This window comes from Rubritalea sp., from assembly GCF_051252225.1.
Lineage (GTDB): Bacteria > Verrucomicrobiota > Verrucomicrobiia > Verrucomicrobiales > Akkermansiaceae > Rubritalea.
The window spans coordinates 1-2,180 of the sequence record NZ_JBPOGE010000044.1 but is presented as its reverse complement, the minus strand read 5'-3'; the positions used below and the strand labels follow the sequence as shown (position 1 = coordinate 2,180).

Below are 2,180 nucleotides of genomic sequence, written 5' to 3'. Positions count from 1 at the left end.
CACCTTTCACTACATTCACTCTTAAATCTTAATCCAAAGCTTTCTGGCCGAGTACTCGGTTGGTGTGCTTTACGTTAGCTTAAATATGAACTTCTCACATCGTTATCCACTCAATGTACCAGGAAAGTTTTACATTAACGATCAGTGTACTGACTGCGATTTATGTCGAGAATGTGCCCCACACAACATAACGAGAGATGATCGATATGGGCAATCATACGTATACAAGCAACCCACAACAAAACAAGAATATGATGCCGTAATGGAGGGTGTTCAAGGCTGTCCTACCAATGGTGTATTAGACGATGGCGATTCACACGATTGGCATTCTGCACCAATTATTGATTGGTGCGTCCTGCTAAGCAGATATTCATACGAGGCTCATTTTAACCTCCCGAATCCTATAATCCCATATGACGAAACCCTACGGGAAGAGAAAGCCTATGAACGACAATTAGCGAAAGCAAATAAGGACCGTAAAAAATCGACTTAGCTAACAAGACGCTGCACCCAACCTCGTACCGCGTTTGAGCGCGACTCACCTTCCACTACATTCAAACTTTAAATCTTAATCCAAAGCTTTCTGGCCGAGTACTCGGTTGGTGTGCTTTACGTTCGGCTAAATTATGCGCATCTCGTACAACAAACTTAAATGGTTAGCTATAATCCTTGCATGGTGCGTGTTCTTGTTAGGCAGGTCGTATATGGATTCGCAAAACGATCTTAAAAAGCTCAAAAATAATCTCTATCACTTCAATACTACTTTTAATGTGATCGACGCAAATACGGGACAACCTGTTTCAGACCTTACGACCCACCATCCAACCACATCCTCAAACGATCTCATCAACCAATCAGCAGGTTCAGCATCATCTCGTGACGGGGTGAATTTCATAAGGGTTTTCGGTATCGCATATGAACCAAGAAAATTCAGCTTTAGTACCCCTTCACATTACACCCAGGATTTCATCATCGATAGAAACACTGAATCCAAGATTACGATCAAACTAATCCGGTCTACAAAATAGCCTTTGCCGAACAAGACGCTGCACCCAATCCCTTCACCGTCGAGAGTCGAGCCAATTTCACAAATTTAAACATTAACCCAAAAACGAAGCGCGCTGAGAGTTCAGTGATTGGTGTGCTTTACGTTATGCAAAATGACTAACTTCTATCACAATATCTGCTCTAATAGAGATACTTGGCAAGTTGGGGTCTACTATGACACCAAAAATAACACCGCTTTGATTCATGACCTCCCTGAACGAAAGTATTCGATGACTATCGAAGACTTGGACTTTTCAAATCCGGTCCTTTTAGTTGATGGATATGTAGCATTTTCTGGAGGTTACTCAAACGTCTATGGAGTAGCCAACTACAAGAATGGAACGTTATGGATATCCAAAGGCAAGACCAAGTTTCATGGACTAGATTCAGATAGGTCTTCCCTTGCTGTACAGTTGGGAAAAGAGCTTCATCAAATTGATATCGAAACAGGGGAACGATTGTCTTCTCAGTCAGTGAGCGGGACTGTAGAGGCTATGGGTGAAGGATGGATTCTAGTTAAAACAAAGAAGCAGCTCATTTTACATCAAGATGGTATCGAGCCCATAGCCTTTCCTCTTATTAATTGTGCAGGAGAGGCAGTCGAGTCAAACGGTCACATTATTGTGAACGACAGACAAGGCCCCCTAAGGGTCGTTCTCAAGGGAACCAACAAGATTGTTCAGGAGATTACTCCAGAGCCTAATTCTGAATATAGCAATTTTACGATATCTTCCAAAGGTCTTCTTACATACACTCAACACTATTTTGATGAGCCCACAGCCACATATGTTCACCAACGGTTACTTGATGAAACTGAGGACCTTAATTTGACTGTTATAGGTCTATCGGGAGTGAATCACCTCATAAAAGAAGGGGCAGAGGTGATGTTTGCCACCTGTTGTATATATAGCACCTCCACAGGGGAGAAGGTTGCATCATTCTAGATTGACTCTGCATAACAAGACGCTGCACCCAACCTCGTACCGCGGTTGAGCGCGACTCACCTTTCACTACATTCACACTTAAATCTTAATCCAAAGCTTTCTGGCCGAGTACTCGGTTGGTGTGCTTTACGTTAGGCTAAAATGAACATGCTTAAATCCCCAAAAATCATACTATTGGCAGTAATTGGT

General features: G+C 42.5%; 3 protein-coding genes. All 3 read left to right on the top strand.

Annotation, left to right across the window (positions count from 1 at the left end):
- Positions 1-85 precede the first annotated feature (85 nt).
- The 3 genes from ACSHX2_RS15330 to ACSHX2_RS15320 all read left to right on the top strand — a co-directional run bounded on the left by ACSHX2_RS15330 (position 86) and on the right by ACSHX2_RS15320 (position 1,991).
- The gene (locus ACSHX2_RS15330) at positions 86-493 is read left to right on the top strand and encodes a ferredoxin (RefSeq protein ID WP_435693832.1); all 408 of its coding nucleotides are present in this window, start codon (positions 86-88) and stop codon (positions 491-493) included.
- Positions 494-704: 211 nt separating this feature from the next.
- A complete protein-coding gene (locus tag ACSHX2_RS15325) occupies positions 705-1,028 on the top strand; it encodes a hypothetical protein (RefSeq protein ID WP_435693831.1) in 324 nt (107 codons plus the stop codon).
- 249 nt (positions 1,029-1,277) lie between these two features.
- Positions 1,278-1,991 carry a hypothetical protein gene (locus ACSHX2_RS15320; RefSeq protein ID WP_435693830.1) on the top strand — a complete coding sequence of 238 codons (714 nt, stop codon included), beginning with the start codon at positions 1,278-1,280 and terminating at the stop codon, positions 1,989-1,991.
- Positions 1,992-2,180 lie beyond the last annotated feature (189 nt).